At 70.2% G+C, this 15,676-nt stretch carries 17 protein-coding genes and 1 tRNA gene; 15 read left to right on the plus strand and 3 right to left on the minus strand.

What is annotated here, in order from left to right:
* Positions 1–132 precede the first annotated feature (132 nt).
* The 3 genes from DFR69_RS25685 to DFR69_RS25695 are packed head-to-tail and all read left to right on the plus strand — an operon-like array spanning position 133 to position 3,943.
* Positions 133–1,035 (plus strand): metal-dependent hydrolase, encoded by a 903-nt coding sequence (locus DFR69_RS25685; RefSeq protein ID WP_110040207.1) that lies wholly within the window; start codon positions 133–135, stop codon positions 1,033–1,035.
* The gene (locus DFR69_RS25690) at positions 1,032–2,138 is read left to right on the plus strand and encodes a PDR/VanB family oxidoreductase (RefSeq protein ID WP_110040208.1); all 1,107 of its coding nucleotides are present in this window, start codon (positions 1,032–1,034) and stop codon (positions 2,136–2,138) included. The genes DFR69_RS25685 and DFR69_RS25690 overlap by 4 nt, the downstream gene beginning before the upstream one ends.
* Before the next feature lie 32 nt (positions 2,139–2,170).
* Positions 2,171–3,943, plus strand: coding sequence for an SDR family oxidoreductase (locus DFR69_RS25695; RefSeq protein ID WP_110040209.1), 1,773 nt, complete (start codon positions 2,171–2,173; stop codon positions 3,941–3,943).
* Here DFR69_RS25695 and DFR69_RS25700 read toward each other — a convergent pair.
* On the minus strand, positions 3,940–4,452 hold the full coding sequence (locus tag DFR69_RS25700) for a glycine-rich domain-containing protein (protein ID WP_110040210.1): 513 nt from the start codon (positions 4,450–4,452) through the stop codon (positions 3,940–3,942). The two genes, DFR69_RS25695 and DFR69_RS25700, sit on opposite strands and share 4 nt — an antisense overlap.
* A gap of 65 nt (positions 4,453–4,517) precedes the next feature.
* Here DFR69_RS25700 and DFR69_RS34900 point away from each other — a divergent pair, with 65 nt between their 5' ends.
* The 5 genes from DFR69_RS34900 to DFR69_RS25725 all read left to right on the plus strand — a co-directional run bounded on the left by DFR69_RS34900 (position 4,518) and on the right by DFR69_RS25725 (position 8,331).
* Entirely contained in the window at positions 4,518–4,862 is a 345-nt protein-coding gene (locus tag DFR69_RS34900) for a hypothetical protein (protein WP_186817334.1), read from the plus strand.
* A gap of 91 nt (positions 4,863–4,953) precedes the next feature.
* The gene (locus tag DFR69_RS25710) at positions 4,954–5,958 is read left to right on the plus strand and encodes a zinc-binding dehydrogenase (protein WP_110040211.1); all 1,005 of its coding nucleotides are present in this window, start codon (positions 4,954–4,956) and stop codon (positions 5,956–5,958) included.
* 315 nt (positions 5,959–6,273) lie between these two features.
* Positions 6,274–6,347 (plus strand) — tRNA-Ile (locus tag DFR69_RS25715).
* Positions 6,348–6,584: 237 nt separating this feature from the next.
* Positions 6,585–7,769: an alanine--tRNA ligase-related protein gene (locus DFR69_RS25720; RefSeq protein ID WP_110040212.1), complete on the plus strand. Its 1,185-nt coding sequence runs from the start codon at positions 6,585–6,587 to the stop codon at positions 7,767–7,769.
* Positions 7,770–7,842: 73 nt separating this feature from the next.
* A complete protein-coding gene (locus tag DFR69_RS25725; RefSeq protein WP_110040321.1) occupies positions 7,843–8,331 on the plus strand; it encodes a DinB family protein in 489 nt (162 codons plus the stop codon).
* A 3-nt stretch (positions 8,332–8,334) separates the two neighbouring features.
* Here DFR69_RS25725 and DFR69_RS25730 read toward each other — a convergent pair whose 3' ends face one another.
* Positions 8,335–8,955: a TetR/AcrR family transcriptional regulator gene (locus DFR69_RS25730; protein ID WP_110040213.1), complete on the minus strand. Its 621-nt coding sequence runs from the start codon at positions 8,953–8,955 to the stop codon at positions 8,335–8,337.
* A 40-nt stretch (positions 8,956–8,995) separates the two neighbouring features.
* Here DFR69_RS25730 and DFR69_RS25735 point away from each other — a divergent pair, with 40 nt between their 5' ends.
* The 7 genes from DFR69_RS25735 to DFR69_RS25765 all read left to right on the plus strand — a co-directional run bounded on the left by DFR69_RS25735 (position 8,996) and on the right by DFR69_RS25765 (position 15,142).
* The gene (locus DFR69_RS25735; RefSeq protein ID WP_110040214.1) at positions 8,996–9,682 is read left to right on the plus strand and encodes a hypothetical protein; all 687 of its coding nucleotides are present in this window, start codon (positions 8,996–8,998) and stop codon (positions 9,680–9,682) included.
* Between the two features lie 109 nt (positions 9,683–9,791).
* Positions 9,792–10,724, plus strand: coding sequence for an ABC transporter ATP-binding protein (locus DFR69_RS25740; RefSeq protein ID WP_110040215.1), 933 nt, complete (start codon positions 9,792–9,794; stop codon positions 10,722–10,724).
* Positions 10,721–11,524 (plus strand): ABC transporter permease, encoded by an 804-nt coding sequence (locus DFR69_RS25745; RefSeq protein WP_110040216.1) that lies wholly within the window; start codon positions 10,721–10,723, stop codon positions 11,522–11,524. Before DFR69_RS25740 ends, DFR69_RS25745 begins: the two co-directional genes overlap by 4 nt.
* The gene (locus tag DFR69_RS25750; protein WP_244198459.1) at positions 11,521–12,663 is read left to right on the plus strand and encodes a sensor histidine kinase; all 1,143 of its coding nucleotides are present in this window, start codon (positions 11,521–11,523) and stop codon (positions 12,661–12,663) included. Before DFR69_RS25745 ends, DFR69_RS25750 begins: the two co-directional genes overlap by 4 nt.
* Positions 12,660–13,280 carry a response regulator transcription factor gene (locus DFR69_RS25755; protein WP_110040218.1) on the plus strand — a complete coding sequence of 207 codons (621 nt, stop codon included), beginning with the start codon at positions 12,660–12,662 and terminating at the stop codon, positions 13,278–13,280. Before DFR69_RS25750 ends, DFR69_RS25755 begins: the two co-directional genes overlap by 4 nt.
* Before the next feature lie 53 nt (positions 13,281–13,333).
* Complete coding sequence (locus tag DFR69_RS25760) at positions 13,334–14,575, plus strand: vWA domain-containing protein (RefSeq protein WP_167456407.1); 1,242 nt, start codon at positions 13,334–13,336, stop codon at positions 14,573–14,575.
* A gap of 78 nt (positions 14,576–14,653) precedes the next feature.
* The gene (locus DFR69_RS25765; protein ID WP_110040322.1) at positions 14,654–15,142 is read left to right on the plus strand and encodes an FBP domain-containing protein; all 489 of its coding nucleotides are present in this window, start codon (positions 14,654–14,656) and stop codon (positions 15,140–15,142) included.
* Positions 15,143–15,308: 166 nt separating this feature from the next.
* Here the strand turns inward: DFR69_RS25765 and DFR69_RS25770 are convergent, their stop codons facing one another.
* The gene (locus DFR69_RS25770) at positions 15,309–15,581 is read right to left on the minus strand and encodes a hypothetical protein (protein ID WP_110040220.1); all 273 of its coding nucleotides are present in this window, start codon (positions 15,579–15,581) and stop codon (positions 15,309–15,311) included.
* Between the last annotated feature and the right edge of the window lie 95 nt (positions 15,582–15,676).

The raw sequence follows: 15,676 nt of genomic DNA on the forward strand, positions 1-15,676 counted from the left end.
TCCCTGGCCGCCGCGGAGAAGAATTAGGTGTTACTTCGAATACTACATATGTGTATCATTGGGCCAACCGCACCACCGGCGCAGCGGCGCGCCGGGTACTCGACGAGTATCGCGGGAGGACGAGGAGTACCGATGAAGTTGCTTCGGCGTAGCGCGCGGCGACCGGAACTGGATCCGGGAAAGGTCGCGCTGCAGGCCCGCAATGTGGCCTTCGACTGGTCGGCTGTCGACCTGCACTGGATGTCGGCGGAACCCTACGCGTCACACCTGATCAGCGCGTTGAACATGCTGCTGCCCGAGGGTGAGCGCATGTTCATCGTCACCTATCGCGAGGCGCTGGCCTATGTGAAGGACGAGAAACTGCGCGAGGACATGCTCGGCTTCATCGGGCAGGAGTCCATGCACGCGGAGACCCACGAGAAGGTCCTGCGCGAGGTGCTCATCGCCAACGGCATCGACGCCGAACCCTATGTGCGGCAGATGGAGTACCTGTTCCGCAAGACGCTGGGCCCCCGGGGCGGCGACGACCGCGCGGGCAGGCAGATGCTGGTCGAACGGCTGGCGTTCATCGCCTGCCTCGAGCACTTCTTCGCCTGGCTCGGCGACTGGGTGATCAACGCCGACCTGGAGAAGTTCGGCGCCGACCCGCGCATGGCCGACCTGTTCCGCTGGCACGGTGCCGAGGAGGTCGAGCACCGCAACGTCGCCCACGATGTCGCCGAGTACTTCGGCGTCGGCTACGTGCGCCGCTGCGCCTCGATGGTGCTGGTGTTCCCGATCTTCATCGCTTTGGTGGTGCGCGGCGCGAAGTTCCTGGTGCATCAGGATCCGCGCTTGCCCGATCACGGCTATCCGCGCGTCATCGCCTCGGTGCTCGGCGCGATGTGGCGTGGCGCGCTGCCGGGCATTCCGTCGCTGCTGGTCAGCGCGCTGTCGACGTTCCAGCCCGGCTACAGCCCGGAGAACGTGGGGTCGACCGCCCAGGCCGTCGCCTACCTGGCCCAGTCGCCCGCCGCGCGGGCGGCGGCCTCGTGACCGTGCGCGAGGTGCCGGACGCACTGCCCGGCGACCTGTACGGCAAGCACCGGCACGATCCCGGCACCAGGGTGCTCGACGCGATCGCGACGGCCCGGCTGCGCTGGAGTTCGCTGGTCAATCGACGGGACCTGCGCCCGCGCGTGGACGATCGGCGGTTCCCGGTGGTGGTCACCGAGCGCCGGATCGTCGCCCATGATCAGGACGTGGTGAGCCTGCGGCTGGCCAGGCCGGACGGCCGCGAGCTGCCCGCCTGGCGGGCGGGCGCGCACCTGGATCTCGAGCTGCCCTCCGGCCGGCTGCGTCAATACTCGCTGTGCGGCGACCCGGCCGACACCCGCGCGTACCGGATCGCGGTGCGCCGCATCCCCGACGGCGGCGGCGGTTCGGTCGAGGTGCACGACGAGCTGCGGGTCGGCAGCGAATTCGTGGTCCGCGGCCCGCGCAACGCCTTCCCGTTCGCGGTGCCGGGGCACGGCTCGCCCGCCGAGCGGCTGCACTTCGTGGCAGGCGGCATCGGCATCACCCCGATCCTGCCGATGGCGCGGCTCGCGCACCGCCTCGGCGTGCCGTGGACCATGGTCTACACCGGGCGTTCCCGCGACACCATCCCGTTCCTGGCCGAGCTGGAGAGCTTCGGCGAGCACGTGCTGGTGCGCACCGACGACGAGCACGGCCTGCCCGACGCGGCGGCACTGCTGCCCGGCGTCGGCGCGGGCACCGCCGTGTACGCCTGCGGGCCCACCCCGATGACCTCCGCGATCGTCGCCGCCGTGCGCACGATGCCCGAGGTCGAACTGCATTTCGAACGGTTCTCCCCGCCTCCGATCGTCGACGGCGCCGCCTTCGAGATCGAGCTCGCCGCCTCCGGCACGGTGCTCGAGGTGCCCGCCGACCGCAGCGCGCTCGACGTCATCCTCGCCGCCCGCCCCGACCAGCCGTACTCGTGCCGCCAGGGCTTCTGCCGGACCTGCGTGGTGCGGGTGCTGGCCGGCGACCCCGATCATCGGGAGAACACGCTGTCCGCCGACGAGCACGCCGCCGGGGCGATGCTCGCCTGTGTATCCCGTTCGCACGGTGAGCGATTGGTGCTCGACCTGTGAGTTCCGTTCCAGGACAAGGAGTCCGAACCGACATGACCGCCGACACCCCAGCGCCCGTGAACCGGCGCACCGTCCGCAACGGCGATTTCGACCTCGCCGTGTTCGAATACGGTGACGCCGCCGCCGACACCGTCGTGCTGGTGCACGGCTGGCCCGACACCCATCACCTGTGGGACAAGGTGATTCCGCTGCTGGCCACGCGCTTCCACGTGGTCGCCTACGACACCCGCGGCCACGGCGAGTCCACCCGCACCCAGCGCACCGCCGACTTCCGTCTCGACGAACTCGCCCGCGACTTCTACGCGGTGATCGACGCGGTGAGCCCGGACCGCCCCGTGCACGTCCTGGCTCACGACTGGGGCTCGGTGCAGGTGTGGGAGGCGGTGTGCGAACCGCAGGCCACCGAGCGGGTCGCCTCGTTCACCTCGGTGTCCGGGCCCAATCTGGACCATCTCGCCGCGTGGGTGCGTGCCCGCCTGTCCCGGCCGACCCCGCGCAACATCTGGCAGCCGGTCACCCAGGCGCTGTCCTCGGCCTACACCGCCTTCTTCATGACGCCGGTGCTGCCGCGCGCCACCTTCACCGCGATCGGCACCGAGAAGGTCTGGCAGCGCGCGGTGTCGCTGATGAACGACACCGCGCCGAGCAACGTTCGGCTGGCCCCGACGTTCCGCCGCGACATCGTCGACGGACTGCTCATCTACCGCGCCAACATCGTGCAGCGCATGCTCGCGCCGCGCGAGCGGCGCACCGAGGTGCCGGTGCAGCTGATCGTCGCGGGTCGCGACGTCGCCGTGCGGCCCGCGGGCTACGACGACTCGGGCAAGTGGACCGATCGGCTGTGGCGCCGCGACGTGCCCGCCGGCCACTGGATGCCGTTCTCGCACCCGGAACTGCTGGCCACCGCGACGACCGAACTGATCGACGCGCTCGCCGGCAACGGCATCCCGCGCGGGCTGGCCAGGGCCGAGGTCGGCCGCAGCCGCCGCGAGTTCGACGACAACCTGGTGGTCGTGACCGGCGCGGGCAGCGGCATCGGCCGCGAGACGGCGCTGGCCTTCGCCCGCCTCGGCGCCGAGGTCGTGGTCTCGGACGTGAACGAGAACGCCGCGAAGGAGACGGCCGAGCTGGTCGCCGCCGAAGGCGGTGTGGCGCATTCCTATTCGCTGGACGTGTCGAACGAGGACGCGGTGCGCGCGCACGCCGAGACGGTGATCGCCGCCCACGGCGTGCCCGACATCCTGGTCAACAACGCGGGCGTCGGCCAGGCGGGCGCGTTCCTCGACACCCCCACCGAGGAATTCGATCGGGTACTGCGGATCAACCTCGACGGCGTGGTGCACGGCTGCCGCGCGTTCGGCGCCGCGATGGCCGAGCGCGGCCTCGGCGGCCACATCGTGAACCTGTCCAGCATGGCCGCCTACAGCCCGCAGCGCGACATGGCCGCCTACGCCACCAGCAAGTCGGCGGTGTTCATGTTCTCCGACTGCCTGCGGGCCGAACTGGCCGATCGCGGCATCTCGGTCTCGACGGTGTGCCCCGGCATCGTGCACACCAATATCGTCGCCACCACCCGGATCTCGGGCGTCTCCCCGGAAGAGGAGGCGGCCGCGCAGACCAAGTTCGACAAGCTCTACGAGCGGCGCGGCTACACCCCCGACCGGGTCGCCGCCCAGATCGTGAAGGCGGTGCGCAAGCGCCGCGACATCGTGCCGGTGACCCCGGAGTCCTGGCTGCAGTACCGGGCCAACCGGATCGCCCCCGGCGCGGTGCGCTTCGCGGCCCGCCGGATGAAGCTGGTCTAGCCGAGGTCGGCCCGGCGCAGTCGCTCCTGGACGGCGGCGACGTGCCGGGCGTCCACGCCCCACGGGTCGGTCACCCCGACGTGGCGGTCCAGGTCCCACAGCACGCACTGTTCGTCCGGCGCCGCCACCAGCGACCAGGCCACGACGGTGCGCCCGAGCTGCTCGATCATCGAGCCGTGGTCGGGCGCGCTGTCGCCCGCGCCGTCGGGGAAGTGGTGCAGGAACCGGCCGTAGGCGGCGGCGCAGAACGCCGCGTACTGCTGGGTGCACAGGATGAAGCCGTGCCAGGCCTCGTCGACGGCGTGCGAGGGCATACCGATCACCTGGTCGTCGCGCATCGCGGCGCCGCAGCAGCGCAGCCATTGGCGCAGACCGGTGTCGACGAGCTCGCGCGGTTGCCACGGGCAGGTCTTGAAGATCGCGTCGGGGAACCGCAGGTCGGCGACGACGCGGTCGACCGTGTCGAGATCGATCGGTCGCGGACCGCGTCGCAGGAACGAGAGCACCACGAATTCACTGTAAGGCCACTACGCGTGGTGGCGTCGGGTCCGGCCTCGGCGGCTAGCCTGCTGAGATGGTGTTGATGCTGATCATCCTGTTCGTCCTGCTCGCGGGGCTGGCCGTCGCGGGTCTGGTCGCGCTCGTGATCTCGCTGGCCGGGCGGACCGACCCGAGGAGCCGTCGCGGGCACGCCGATCCGGGCTGGACGGCGGGAACGGCCGGGACCTACGGGGCGTACGACGGAAACTCGGGCCCGCCGCACGAGCACGGGCCCGGGTGCGGTGGCGGGTCGTCGAACAGCGGCTGCGGCGGTGGGTCCGGCAGCAGCTGCGGTGGCGGCTCCAGCAGTAGTTGCGGCGGGGGATCCAGCAGCAGCTGTGGCGGCGGGAGCAGCAGTAGCTGCGGTGGCGGGTCCTGATCGAGTGATCCACGCCGCACCGACTTGACCTCGAGTTCTCTTCAGGTTTCATGCTTGACCTCGTCCGGTCACAGGCCATGAAGGAGTCACGATGCGTGCGGTGCAGGTCAAGGAATTCGGCGGTCCGGAAGTGCTCGAGGTGGGCGAAATGCCCACGCCCCGGCCGGATTCGGCGGAGGTCGTCGTCGATGTCGAGGTCGCGGACGTGATGTTCCTCGACACCAGGCTGCGCGGCGGCTGGGGGCGGGATTTCTTCCCGCTGAGCCTGCCGTACGTGCCCGGCGGCGCGATCGGCGGCGTCGTCTCCGTCGTCGGCACCGAGGTCGATCCGCGCTGGCTCGGCAAGCGGGTCGTCACCCAGACCGCGGCCAGCGGCGTCGGCGGCGGGCTGCCGATCGGCGGCTATGCCGAGCAGGCCCTCGCCAAGGCCGACACGCTGGTCGAGATCGAAACCGGGTTGAGCACCGAGCAGGCCGTCGCGCTCGCCCACGACGGGCGCACCGGCCTCGCGGTCTTCGACCGCGCCGCCCTCACACCGGGCAGACGGGTGCTGATCACCGCGGCCGCCGGTGGGCTCGGCACCCTGCTCACCCAGCTGGCGGTGGCCGCGGGCGCCGAGGTGGTCGCCGCGGCACGAGGCGCGGAGAAGCTGGCGCTCGCGCGTCGGCTCGGGGCGAGCGCGGTCGTCGACTACTCCGTCGACGGCTGGGCCGAGCAGGTGCGTGAGATCACCGGCGGGGGAGCCGATGTGGTCTTCGACGGGGCGGGCGGGGCGATCGGCGGCAACGCGCTCACCGCGACGGCGGACAAAGGCTTGTTCCTCGGGTATGGCTCCGCCGCAGGAGATTTCGCGCAGGTAGATGCCGAATCAGCTGCCGCGCGCGGTGTCTCGGTGCTCGGGTTGTTCGACATCGTCGGCGGTGAGGTCGACTGGCAGGCGCTGGCCCGGCGGGCGCAGCGCGAGGTCGCCGACGGCCGGGTGGAAGTGATTGTCGGGCAGACGTTCCCGCTCGATCGCGTCGCCGCCGCGCATGCGGCCATCGAAAACCGCTCCGCGCTGGGCCGTACCCTGTTGACGATCGGCGCGTCATTGTAACTTATTGTGCGCCGCAACGGAATACACGATAAGTTCATACTGTGCAGGGACTGATTGTTATCGCAGTAATAGTTGCGGTTCTCCTGCTGGTCGGCGGCGTCATCAAGCTGGCCAGCAATCCAGGGGGAAATATCGAGCGCCGTGATCGAGAACGCGCGCGGGAGCGCGCCGACAGGAGTTAGCTCCACGGTGCTCGGTCGGCACGCCGGCATCGCCCGCCGCGCCGACCGAGCACCGTGAGCCACCCCCTCGCCGAGTGGTCAATCTCGCACCCCACCGGGTACCATGCGACACGCCCGCGGACTCCCGCGGCCAGGGGCGGTAGCTCAGTCGGTTAGAGCCGCGGACTCATAATCCGCTGGTCGTGGGTTCGAGCCCCACCCGCCCCACTTCACCCGAAAATCGGTCGTGCCTCCGGCCGTGCCCTTGCTACCGTGCCGGTCATGAAGGTCGATCCCACTCGTATCGCCGCCGCCGCGCGAGCTCTCCGCTCGCCGGTTGCCGCCGCCTGACCTTCATTCCCACCCGGCGACCGGAAACGGTCCGCTGGTATGTGTCGGTTTCGGTATCCGTTCCGTCCTGTGTGATCGTTTTCCGGTCGATTTCCCTTTCGAGGAGCAATCGCCATGATCACCACGGAACAGACCATTCGGAACTTTCTCGACTTCTTCCGCGAATGTGGGCACGAACACATTCCCGGTGGCTCACTCATTCCGCCGCCGGGAGATCCGGTGCTTTTCACCACCTCCGGGATGCACCCGTTGACGCCCTACCTCAGGGGGCTGCCGCATCCGAGCGGCCGGCGCCTCACCGGCGTCCAACGCTGTTTGCGCACCACCGATCTCGACGAGGTCGGCGACGACACGCACCTCACCGTGTTCGGCATGCTCGGGTCCTGGTCGCTCGGCGACTACGGCGGGTCGCGAAGCCTGCGTTGGGGATTCGAACTCTTGCGGGACGGCTTCGGCATCGAGCCGGACCTGCTGTCGGTGACGGTGTTCGGCGGGGGCGGCGGAGTCGAGCCGGATCACGAATCATGGCGCACCTGGGGCGAACTGGGTGTGCCGGTGGAGCCGACCACCGACGAGAACTGGTGGTCCAACGGACCGACCGGGCTCTGCGGACCCGACTCGGAGATCTTCGTGTGGACCGGCGACGGTCCGCCGCAAAACACCCCGACCACGGACGACCGGTGGCTCGAGGTGTGGAACCACGTCATGATGCGCTACGTGCGCCACCCGGACGGCAGTCTCGAACCGCTGCGCAGACCCGGTGTCGACACCGGCCTCGGCCTCGAACGGCTGGTACGCGTCCTGCGGAACACCAGGTCCGTCTACGAGATCGACGTGTTCCACCCCTGGACCGACACCCTGCCCCGGATCTGGGGCCCGCTCGACGAGCTGTCTCTGCGCGTGCTGTCGGACCACCTGCGATCGAGCATCGTCGTCGTCGGCGACGGCGTCACCCCCTCGCCGACCGGCCGCGGCCACATCCTGCGCCGCCTGCTCCGCCGCTCCCTCACCACGCTGTGGCGCGACGATCCCACCCGCACCCTGTCCGACCTGCCGCTCGAACTCGTGGACCACACCCTCGACCACTTCCGGCAGACCGTCCGTCCCGACGTGCTCCGCCCGATCCTGCTCGACGAGGAGCGCAAATTCCGCCTCCTGCTCGAACGCGGCCGAAAGATCCTGTCCCACAGTCGCTTCACCGACCCGCTGACCGAGGACGACTACCACTACCTCCACGACACCCACGGCCTGCCCCGCGATCTCGTCCTGTACCTGACCACCGAGGCCGGTGACCACTGACCGGCAGCTCGGGTGACCCGCGGCGCGCCTAGGCTCGTCGGTGATGCCGTCGCTGCCCTGGGAGGAGAATTCGATGTCGAGTGGCCGTCGCCGTGATACGCCGCCGCCGCGGACCGGGGGGAGTGAGATCGAGACGCTGCGCGGGTTTCTCGACTACCTGCGTGACTCCATCGCCGCGAAGGTCGAGGGCGCGCCGGAGCCGCAGGCCCGGACCTCTGCGGTGCCGTCGGGCACGACGCTGCTCGGGTTGCTCGAGCATCTCACCAACGTCGAGGCGGCGATGTTCCTGGGGCGCACGGTGACCGACTGGCAGGCGACGTTCACGCCCTCGCCCACCGACACCGTGGACGACATCGTCGCCCGGTACCGCGCGACCGTCGCCGAGGCCAACGCCGTCCTGGACAGCTGCACCGACCTCACCGCCGCCGTCCCACGCCCGAAGACCAACCGCCCCGCCCCCACCCTGCGCTGGGCCCTCACCCACATGATCGAGGAGACCGGCCGCCACGCCGGCCACGCCGACATCCTCCGCGAACTCATCGACGGCGCCACCGGCCGCTGAGTCTCACGCGAGAAGCTCACGGGCCAATGTCGTGGCCCACCAGCTCTCGACACGATCCGGCGACCACGCCCGCTCGACGGTGAGCGTGGTGAACACGTCGACGGTGCACAGGGCCGCGTAGATGTCGACCGAGGTCGACAGGTCCTCGCGGAGCGTGCCCGCGGGCCAGGAACCGAACACCTGGACGCGGGTCTCGTCGGCTCGGCGACGGGCGTCGAGATACGTGGAGGCCAGGTCGGGTTCGGTGCGGCCCGCCTCGCGGACGAGCGCGATCACCTCGGCGGCCCGTTCGAACAGGCGACGGTCGAAGCTCGCCATGGCCGCGAGCTGACGCGCCGGATCACCCGCGGCGGCATCGAGCTCGGCGAGCATGCGCGGTGCGTCGGCGGACAGTTCGGCGGCGTCGACGATGGCCTGGACCAGGCCGGTCTTGGTGCCGTACGCGGAGTACACCGTAGGCACGGAAACGCCCGCCTCCCGGGCGACTTCACGCACGGTCGTCGCGGACCAGCCTCGGGCGGCGAACAGCCGCCGCGCGGCCTGGGCGATCTCGGCCCTCGTCGCCTGGGCCTGCAAGGTGCGCCGCAGCGAGTCGTAGCGGCGGCGTGGTGGATCGCTGGACAACTGGGTTCCCCTTTCGATTTACGCTCACTATATTCAAAAGATGAGTGTTGAATCCAATAGCGCGGTAGACGTGCGGTTCCAGCGGCTGGCCGGGCTGGCCGGGATCGTGTTCGTGCTGGTCATCGTCGGCGCGAATCTGATTCTGGTCCCTGCCGGACTCCCGACTCCGGGTACCGATGCCGCAACGGCTACCGCCTTCTTCGCCGAGCATCGCGGACTGCTCGGCATCGCGATGGCGCCGACGCCGCTCGCCTGGTTCTGCGCCGTGCTCTTCGGCGCCGGGGTGGTCCGGGTCCTGTGGTCGGCCGAACGTGCCGCGGGCACGGCGTGGTCGCTCGTCGGCTTCGCAGGATTGCTTTTGCAGAACGCCACTTTCACGGTGATCGTCGGAATCCGATATGCGCTGGGGATCTCGCCGGACACGGGCGCGCTGTGGGTGTTGCAGGACGCGCTGCTCGCGCTCAACGGCACCTTCCTGGCGCTGGCCCTGGTCGGCCTGTCGATCGCCGGGCGGATCGGTGGGCTGGTCGCGCGCTGGCACGCCGCGCTCGGATTCGCCGCCGCCGCATTGCAATTCACCGCGGCCGTACTCGCTCCCGTGGTCATCGAGGCCAAGAGCCCGCTCGGCCTGATCGGGCTGACCGGCTGGCTGCTGTGGGCGATCTGGTTCGCGGCGTACGGCATCGCGCTGCTGCGGACCGCACCGGACGGTCGCGTGGCCGGATGACTTTTGTCATCGCTGACCCGTGCGGAACTCATCGGAAATCGGTGATCGCGCGTACTACTGGCGCACGCGCGTTCCCGGGACCGTAGAGGGCAGGAGAAAGGGGAACGCGATGACAGACATCGTTGTCTCCGCGCAAGGGCTGCGACGCAGCTACGGGCGTGGGGAGCAGGCGTTCGAGGCCGTACGCGGGGTCGACCTCGAGATCGCCGAAGGGGAGGTGTTCGCGCTGCTTGGCACCAACGGCGCGGGCAAGACCTCGACGCTCGACATGCTCGAGGGGCTGGTCGCCCCCTCGGCGGGGCGGATCGAGGTGTTCGGGCTCGACCCGGTGCGCGATCGGGCGCAGGTGCGGGCGCAGGTCGGCATCATGTTGCAATCCGGTGGCTTGCCCGCCGAGCTGACCGTCGCCGAGACACTCGAGATGTGGCGGGGCACCTGCAGTAACCCGACCACCGTCGACGCGGTGCTCACCCAGGTCGGGCTGGTCGAGCGCGCCGGCGTGCGGGTGGGATCGCTGTCCGGCGGCGAGCAGCGGCGCGTCGACCTGGCCTGCGCGCTGCTCGGACAGCCCCGGCTGCTGTTCCTGGACGAGCCGACCACCGGCCTCGACCCGGAGAGCCGCCGCCGCACCTGGCAACTGCTCACCGACCTGAAGGCCGCCGGCGTGACGATGGTGCTCACCACCCACTACCTCGACGAGGCCGAGTCCCTCGCCGACCGCATCGCCATCATGGACAAGGGCGCCGTCGCGCGGCGCGGCACGCTGCGCGAGATCGTCGCAGGCCATCCGGCCCGGATCGTCTTCGACCACCCCGGTCTGCCGATCCCGCACCTGCCCGGCGCGCGCGTGCAAGCCCGCGAACGCGTCACCGTCACCACCGACGATCTGCAGGGCCACCTGTTCGAATTGCTCGCCTGGGCCCGGGAGTCCGGGGTACGGCTGGCCGGGCTCGACGCCAGCGCGGCTTCCCTCGAATCGGTCTTCCTCGACATCGCGGGCGCGCGCCCGAACACCCCCGAACTGATCGGAGCACGCCGATGACCACGATCACCGCCGCCCGCCCGCGGCCGCTCGCCGCCCTCGCCAAGGCCGAATGGCTGCAGTTCCGGCGCAACAAGACCCTCGTCTACCTGGCGACCCTGTTCCCGATCGGCATCCCGCTGGTCACCTATTTCCTCGTCCGCAAGGACAACGAGCCCACCACCGCGATGGCGGCGATAGCCTTCGAACTGCTCGCGCTGATGGCGTTGCTGTTCGTGCAGTACTACTCGGTGCTGTCGCTGGTGACCACCCGCCGCGGCGAAGGCGTGCTGAAACGGTTGCGCACCGGTGAGGCCGCCGACTGGCAGATCCAGCTCGCGCCCATGGTGCCCGGCATCCTGGCGACCCTGGGCTGCACGGCGGTCGTCACGGTGGGCGTCTACGGCAGCGGCGCGCCCGCGCCGGTGAATCCGCTGCTCATGGTGGCGGCCCTGGTCGGCGGCACCGTGGTGTTCGCGCTGCTCGCCCTGGCCACCAGCGCGGTCACCAAGAACGCCGAGGCCGCCCAGATCACCTCCATGCCGGTGATGATCCTGGCCATGCTGGGCATGATGTCGCTGCGCAACATCCTGCCCGACCGGCTGGCCGCCCTCGCCGACTGGACACCGTTCGCCGCCGTCTCCGATCTGGTCTTCCTCGGCGCCGCGGGCCGGACGGCGACCGCCGCCGAATCCGACCCGGTGCTCAGCCTCGCCGACACCCTCACCGCGTCGGCCCGCCCGTTTGCGACACTGGCGCTATGGACCGTCCTGGCGTTGGCGCTGACGCGCAAGAGCTTCCGCTGGGACGACCGCGGGTGAGCCGCTGGACCGCCTGGTGGCACCAGCTGTCGAGTGCGGCCAAGTTCCGGCTGTACTCGCGGCTGGCCTACCAGGCGGCCATCGTCGCCGTCCTCGTCGCGCTGGCGACCACCGCGGCCTCGGCGCCCGCGGTGGTCGTCATCCTGCTCGGCGGGTTCGCCGCGTGCCTGGCGGTGGAGGCGCAACCGGAGTTCGCCACCGTGCGCGGACAGGTGGCGCGGCCGTGGATGCTGCCGGTGGGAACCCTGATCCTGGCGGCCCTGTGGGTGATCGGCGCGGCGTTCAGCCTGCTGTCGGCAGACGAGTCGATCGTCGACACCGCGCGCGCGGCGGGCGGATTCTCGACGCTGTTCGCCATGTTCGCCGTCGTCCCGTTCGTGCGGCACCGGTGGTGGGTGATGGCCGGGTTCGCTCTGGCCACCGCGATGGTCTTCGGACTGCCGCAGGGCGAGGGGCCGCGGGCCGCGTTCGTCTTCCTGCTCACCGGCGCCTGCGCCGTGGGGGTCACCGTGCTCACCGTGTGGGGCCTCGGCATCATCGACGAACTCGACCGGGCCAAACTCGTCGAAGCCGAACTGCAGGTCGCCGAGGAGCGTCTGCGGTTCGCGCGTGACCTGCACGATGTCGTCGGCCGCGGGTTCTCCGCGATCGCGGTGAAGAGCGAACTGGCCGTGGCGCTGTCGCGGTCGGGGAACCACGAGCGCGCCGAGGCCGAGATGGAAGCGGTGCGCGTGCTCGCGGTCGAGTCGATGGGCCAGATGCGCACCCTGGTGCGTGGGTACCGCAACATCGACCTGCGCGGCGAGGTGGCGGGCGCGCGGTCGCTGCTGTCGGCGGTGGGCTGCGACCTCGTGGTCGAGGGCGACGCGGCCAAGGTGCCGCCGCGCTACCACGAGGTGGCGGCCTGGGTGGTCCGCGAAGGCACCACCAACATCGTCGAGCACTCGGCCGCCTCGGTCGCGACGCTGGCGCTCGGCGACGCCGGGATGTCGCTACGCAACGATCGTCCGCACGCCGCGATCGGCGAACGGTCCGGGCTGCGCGGCCTCGGTGAACGTCTCGCCGCCGTGGGCGCGACCCTCGACGTCACCGCGACCGGCGACCAGTTCGCCCTCGAAATCCACTGGGAGAAACTGTGATTCCGGTCTACCTTGCCGACGACGAGACCCTCATCCGGGCCGCGCTGGCCACCATGCTCGATCTGGAGGCCGACCTCGCGGTCGTCGCCCACGTCGGATCCGGCGCCGAACTCGTCGAACTCTGGCGGCAGCGCGCGGCGGCGGAGGGGCCGGTGGCGGTCGCCGTCCTCGACCTGCAGATGCCGGGCATCGACGGCATCGACACCGCGGTGGAGCTGCAGCGGATCACCCCGGGCGCGGGCACTGTGATCGTCACCAGTCACGGCAGGCCCGGCTATCTCAAACGCGCGCTCGCCGCGGGCGTGCGCGGCTTCCTGCCGAAGACCACCTCCGCGGCGACCCTGGCCGAGGTGATCCGCAGCGTGCACGCCGGCGGCCGCTACGTCGACCCCGAACTCGCCGCGGAGGCGATCAGCGCGGGCGACACCGTGCTCACCGCCCGCGAGGCCGATGTGCTCGAATTCGCCGCCGACGGTTCCTCGGTCGAGGACATCGCCCGCCGCGCGCATCTCTCGCCGGGCACCACCCGCAACTACCTGTCCTCGGCCATGAGCAAGCTCGGGGTCGCCAACCGCTACGAAGCCGCCCTCAAAGCCAGGGAGAAGGGCTGGATCTGAGCCCGCCGCGGTCTAGGGTGTGGGCAGCACGGCCGACGGATGAGGGAGTAGCGGTGACTGCTGCGCTGGTGAAGGGTCAGAACGCCGGGCCGACGCCACCTGAGGTGGTGTTGCGCGTGCACGGCGGTGTCGCGGCGGACCTGTCGGCGCTGCTCGTGACCGCCGCCGGAAAGGTCCGCTCGGATGCCGACTTCGTGTTCTTCAATCAGCCCGCCGCGCCGGGTGTCCGGCTCGACGGTGCCGCGCTGACCGTGACGTTCGCGGCCGTGCCCGCCGAGATCGCGCAGATCCGCGCCGTGCTCACCGTCGCGACCGACGGGGAGACGTTCGGCGGTGCCGTCGCGCCGGTCGCGTCCGTCGCCGATGCCGCGGGGAACCCCCTGTACGAGTACGTGATCGACGGGCTCGACCGCGAGTCGGTGGTGATCGCGGTCGAGCTGTATCGGCGCGACGCGCAGTGGAAGGTGCGGGCCTTCGGGCAGGGCTACGCGGGCGGGTTCGCCGACCTGGTCACCGATCACGGGGTGAGCGTCGACGACGAGCCGGAGGCCGCGGCCCTTCCGCAGGTGCGGACCGTGCCGGGGGAGGCGGCGCTGTCGTTCGAGAAGCGTGAGCGGCTGGACCTGCGCAAGCGCGAGGTCGCCAAGGTGCTCATCGACAAGAGCGCGTTCGGGGTGCGGGCGCGGGTGGTCCTGGTGATCGACAAGACCGGCAGCATGCAGAAGCTGTATCGCGGCGGCACCGTGCACCGCGTCGTCGAACGGATGATCCCCATCGCCACCCAGCTCGACGACGACGGCACGCTCGAGGCCTACCTGTACGCGCTGCGCCACGCGCGGCTGCCCGACATCACCGTCGCGAGCGGGGAGCACTGGGCGCAGACCTACCTGCACCTGACCGGCACCCACGACGGCATCGACTACGACGCCATGGGTGGGCGCAACGACGAACTGCCGATCATGCGCGCCGTCATCGACACCCTCGCGGGCACCACCGAGCCGACACTGGTGCTGTTCTTCACCGACGGCGGCTTCGCCAAGAAGCGTGAGATCGCCGCCCTCATGCGCGAGGCCGCGCATCTGCCCGCGTTCTGGCAGTTCATCGGCCTCGGCGCGGGCAACTTCGGTGTGCTGCGCACCCTCGACGAACTCGACGGCCGGGTCGTCGACAACGCCGGCTTCTTCGCCATCGACGACATCGACCGCGTCGAGGACGCCGAGCTCTACCGTCGCCTCCTCGGCGAATTCCCCGACTGGCTCCGCGCCGCGCGCGCCGCGGGCATCGTCGGCGGGTAGAAAACTCGGTTGTCAGTGGTCAGGGTGCATCGTTAGCGTGTCTACCGTTTGTTCACCGACAACCGAAAGGGCACCACCATGGAACCCGTCACCGAACGCGACATCAGGTCGTCGTTCGTCAACTGTTCGAAGGGCGACGCCAAGCGGCTGTCCGTGCCGCGTGATCTCGCCGACCGGCCCTGGGGCGATCTGGACTTCCTCGGCTGGACCGACCCGTCGTACGCGGGGCGCTGCTACCTCGCCGTGCCGCGCGACGGCGAACTGGTCGCGGTCGCGATGCGGCACGAGACCGGCGGCTCGGGCAAGACCCAGATGTGCGCCATCTGCCTGACCACCCACACCGGCGGCGGCGTCGCGCTGATGACCGCGGCCAAGGCCGGGGAATCGGGACGGCGCGGCAACACGGTCGGCAGCTACATGTGCACCGATCTGGCGTGCTCGCTGTACGCCAGGAACAAGAAGCGACCGGCGCTGGGCAGCAGGTACCGCGAGGACCTGACGGCGGAGGAGAAGGCGCAGCGGGTGCGCGAGAACCTGTACGCCTTCCTGGATCGCCTGTACACCTAGCCGACCCGGCCCCCCGGGTACAAGGAGGTAGATGCCATGCGCCGACACTCGACACCCGGAACCCCAGACGATCCGGGTTCTGTTGCCCCGCAATCGAACCCGGGTCGATTCCTCGCCGGTCGCGGCGGCCCGGAGCACCCACGGGCCGTCGCGAGCGGAAAGGAATCTAGAGCATCGCGTTCATGATGGTGCCCGCGCTGGTGGCCACCGCGCCGCCGATCATCGCGCCCGCGATCATCTTCGGCGACTCGAGCCCGCCGCCGGTCCACTTCTCCCAGGCGAACTTACCGCCGGCGTATGTGATGGCGATCACACCGGAGAGCAGGATGAACCAGGTGAAGTAGCGCACCAGTTGCAGGATCTTGTCCGACATCGGCGGTGCTTCAGGCGTCGGATTGCCGATCTGCGCCAAGGTATCGGTGACGGCGGCCAGAATCATGTTTGCTCTCACTCGGTACTCGGAGGAACGGCGACGAAGTGCTGAGGCTGATGTTATCCGGTCGAATCGGGCGCCGCAGCCGCCCACCCGGAGCG

The sequence above is a fragment of the Nocardia neocaledoniensis genome (assembly GCF_003182135.1).
In the GTDB taxonomy this organism is placed as follows: Bacteria; Actinomycetota; Actinomycetes; order Mycobacteriales; family Mycobacteriaceae; genus Nocardia; species Nocardia neocaledoniensis.

Coding starts and splice junctions, on each gene's coding strand:
- DFR69_RS25685 (WP_110040207.1), top strand. CDS start 133: ATGAAGTTGCTTCGGCGTAGCGCGCGGCGACCGGAACTGGATCCGGGA.
- DFR69_RS25695 (WP_110040209.1), top strand. CDS start 2,171: ATGACCGCCGACACCCCAGCGCCCGTGAACCGGCGCACCGTCCGCAAC.
- DFR69_RS34900 (WP_186817334.1), top strand. CDS start 4,518: ATGGTGTTGATGCTGATCATCCTGTTCGTCCTGCTCGCGGGGCTGGCC.
- DFR69_RS25710 (WP_110040211.1), top strand. CDS start 4,954: ATGCGTGCGGTGCAGGTCAAGGAATTCGGCGGTCCGGAAGTGCTCGAG.
- DFR69_RS25720 (WP_110040212.1), top strand. CDS start 6,585: ATGATCACCACGGAACAGACCATTCGGAACTTTCTCGACTTCTTCCGC.
- DFR69_RS25725 (WP_110040321.1), top strand. CDS start 7,843: ATGTCGAGTGGCCGTCGCCGTGATACGCCGCCGCCGCGGACCGGGGGG.
- DFR69_RS25735 (WP_110040214.1), top strand. CDS start 8,996: ATGAGTGTTGAATCCAATAGCGCGGTAGACGTGCGGTTCCAGCGGCTG.
- DFR69_RS25740 (WP_110040215.1), top strand. CDS start 9,792: ATGACAGACATCGTTGTCTCCGCGCAAGGGCTGCGACGCAGCTACGGG.
- DFR69_RS25745 (WP_110040216.1), top strand. CDS start 10,721: ATGACCACGATCACCGCCGCCCGCCCGCGGCCGCTCGCCGCCCTCGCC.
- DFR69_RS25765 (WP_110040322.1), top strand. CDS start 14,654: ATGGAACCCGTCACCGAACGCGACATCAGGTCGTCGTTCGTCAACTGT.
- DFR69_RS25770 (WP_110040220.1), bottom strand. CDS start 15,581: ATGATTCTGGCCGCCGTCACCGATACCTTGGCGCAGATCGGCAATCCG.